The organism is Dietzia timorensis (assembly GCF_020742175.1).
GTDB classification, from domain to species: domain Bacteria; phylum Actinomycetota; class Actinomycetes; order Mycobacteriales; family Mycobacteriaceae; genus Dietzia; species Dietzia timorensis_A.
In genome coordinates, this window is record NZ_DYXM01000235.1 from 1 (window position 1) to 2,593 (window position 2,593).

Sequence of the window (2,593 nt, forward strand, 5' to 3'; positions counted from 1 at the left end):
GATCTGGACTGGCTCGGAGAGAACTTCGACCGCTTTGACTCGTACATCGCGGACGTGCAGGAACTTTTCGCTCGGTTCCTCGAACTTCCCATGATCACCGTCGCCGCGATTCAAGGTCATGCATTTGCTGCCGGGGCAATGCTGACCCTCGCGCACGATTTCCGGATCATGCGTGCCGACAGAGGATTCTGGTGCCTGCCGGAGGTTGACATCAATATCCCGTTCACGCCCGGCATGGCCGCGCTGATCCAGGCCCGGTTGAGCAAGCATACTGCGCATGAAGCGATGCTTTCCTCCAAGCGTTACGGAGGTACGGATGCGCAGGCGGCGCAGATCGTCGACAGGGCGGTCGCCGAAGATGCCGTTCGATCCAGTGCCGTAGACCTGGCGCGCAGCCTTTCCGAGAAAGCGGGCGACACTCTGGGGACCAGTAAGAAGCGAATGTACGCCCAGGCTCTGGCGACACTTCGTCAGAACTCCCCCACAACAGACTGACAATCGGAATTACGCCCACTACAAGAAGGAAAACGACCATGGCAGAGCAGTTTCCCGATATCACCACCATGACCGGACTCGAAGTACTCCGGTGGGTTCAGGAGAACGATTCCGACGAGACCCCGTCAATCCGGCGACTGCTCGGGATGCGCTTCGACGAGGTCGAGGACGGGCGGGTCGTGATGTCCGCCAAGACCAAGCCCGATTTTTCGAACCCGCAGGGCACCGTGCACGGCGGAATCGCAGCGACCATGCTCGATTCCGTCATGGGCTGCGCCGTACATTCCACTCTGCCCGCCGGCGTCGGTTATACGACTCTCGAGCTGAAGGTCAACTACATTCGTGCTGCGGGCCTCGACGGCGCCGAGCTCACGGCGACCGGAACCGTCGTGCACACCGGGCGGAAGGTCGCCACCGCAGAAGGCAAGGTCGTCGACGAACGCGGCAAGCTCATCGCTCACGGCACCACCACGTGCCTCGTAATCCCCTAGCGCTACGCTCCGCCCTCGGTGTCGTCGGTGTGTTGCTGGTCGTCCGGTTGCTTGTTGCGCTGCTCGTCCTCTCGGGAGAGCTTCGCGGCTTCCCGCATTTCGACTCCGTCGGAGATCCAGTCGCCGACTTCGCGCGCGGCCGAGCCGACGGCGTCTGTGGTGATCGCGGTGAGGCGACCGACGAGACCGGCCGTTGACGAGATGGCCTCTTGTACCTGGTCCTTACGCCGTTCGAAGTCGCTCATGGGGCTATCCAAACGCCGCTGGCCGCCGCCCAGAAGGGGCGACGGCCAGAAGGTTCTCGCCGATGGATCGCGGGGCTGCGTCGAGCCGGGCCGGTTTGTCGGCCTAGGCAGCCACGGCTTCCGCCTCGGCCTTCGCGCGGCGGCGCTCGATGTGCACCGCGGGAGCGTCGGACTTCGCCGGAGGCAGCGGCAGCGCGAGCCGGAACATCTTGCCCCACACGTTCGCGACCTGCTTCCACAACGGGCCGGAGTTGTAGGGAAGGCCGTTCTTCTCGCAGATCGCGCGGACCTCGTCGGCGATCTCCGGGTATCGGCTCGACGGCAGGTCGGGGAACAGGTGGTGTTCGATCTGGTATCCGAGGTGGCCGCCGGCGATGTGCATGACCCGCCCGCCGGTGAAGTTGGCCGAGCCGAGCATCTGTCGCACGTACCACTCGCCCTGCGTCTCGTTCTCACATTCCTCGGGCGTGAAGACCTGCGCGCCGTCCGGGAAATGGCCGCAGAAGATCACGGAGAACGACCACACGTTGCGCACGAAGTTCGCGGTGGCGTTGCCGGCAAGCGTGAGCGGGAACAGGGGGCCGGTGAGCGCCGGGTGCAGCAGGTAGTCCTTGGCGACCTGGCGGCCGGCCTTATGCCACCAGCCGCGCAACAGCGGCTTGACCTCGGCCCACGAGCGCTCGCCCTTGAGCACGCGGTCGTATTCGAGGTCGTGCAGCATCACACCCCACTGGAACGCACACATCAACACGAAGGCGTACGCGGGATTACCCAGCCGCAGCGGGTTCCACGCCTGCTCGTGCTCCATGCGCAGCAGCCCGTAGCCGATGTCGCGGTCCATATCGAGGATGTTCGTGTACGTGTGATGCATGAAATTGTGCGAGTGCCGCCACTGGTCGCCGGGGCACGTGTTGTCCCATTCGAAGGTGGACGAATGCACCATCGGGTCCTGCATCCAGTCGTACTGGCCGTGCATTACGTTGTGCCCGATTTCCATGTTGTCGAGAATCTTCGAGGCGCTCAGCGCGGCGACGCCTGCGATCCACGCCGGCGGCAGGAAGCCGGCGAACATCAGCCCACGTCCGGTGAGCTCGAGGCGCCGCTGCAGCCGGATGATCCCGAGGATGTACTCCCGGTCCTTATCGCCGAGGTCGGCGGTAATACGGTTGCGGAGTTCGTCGAGCTCGCGGCCGATTTCCTCGACCGCCTCGGCGGAAAGGTGCACCGGCTCCGGATCAGGCGCGGAGGGCTTCTTCGCGAAGGGGTTGGGGAACTTGGGAAGCGAGAGAGTGAACATAGGGTCATTCCTCCTTTTGTGCAGGTGGTTTAGAGGTCGATCTCGACGTCGCCCACGGGCGCGGA

General features: G+C 64.1%; 4 protein-coding genes. 2 read left to right on the top strand and 2 right to left on the bottom strand.

Translation table 11 applies throughout. The annotated features are described in order from the left end of the window. On the top strand, positions 1-495 hold a 495-nt coding region (locus K8V11_RS12310), incomplete at its 5' end, for an enoyl-CoA hydratase/isomerase family protein (RefSeq protein ID WP_303914724.1). Positions 496-533: 38 nt separating this feature from the next. After that, positions 534-986: a PaaI family thioesterase gene (locus K8V11_RS12315; RefSeq protein ID WP_303914727.1), complete on the top strand. Its 453-nt coding sequence runs from the start codon at positions 534-536 to the stop codon at positions 984-986. A gap of 2 nt (positions 987-988) precedes the next feature. Here K8V11_RS12315 and K8V11_RS12320 read toward each other — a convergent pair whose 3' ends face one another. Both K8V11_RS12320 and K8V11_RS12325 read right to left on the bottom strand, forming a co-directional pair. Further along, entirely contained in the window at positions 989-1,231 is a 243-nt protein-coding gene (locus K8V11_RS12320; protein ID WP_303914730.1) for a hypothetical protein, read from the bottom strand. A 103-nt stretch (positions 1,232-1,334) separates the two neighbouring features. After that, positions 1,335-2,528, bottom strand: coding sequence for an acyl-CoA desaturase (locus tag K8V11_RS12325; RefSeq protein WP_303914733.1), 1,194 nt, complete (start codon positions 2,526-2,528; stop codon positions 1,335-1,337). Positions 2,529-2,593 lie beyond the last annotated feature (65 nt).

Coding starts and splice junctions, on each gene's coding strand:
- K8V11_RS12315 (WP_303914727.1), top strand. CDS start 534: ATGGCAGAGCAGTTTCCCGATATCACCACCATGACCGGACTCGAAGTA.
- K8V11_RS12320 (WP_303914730.1), bottom strand. CDS start 1,231: ATGAGCGACTTCGAACGGCGTAAGGACCAGGTACAAGAGGCCATCTCG.
- K8V11_RS12325 (WP_303914733.1), bottom strand. CDS start 2,528: ATGTTCACTCTCTCGCTTCCCAAGTTCCCCAACCCCTTCGCGAAGAAG.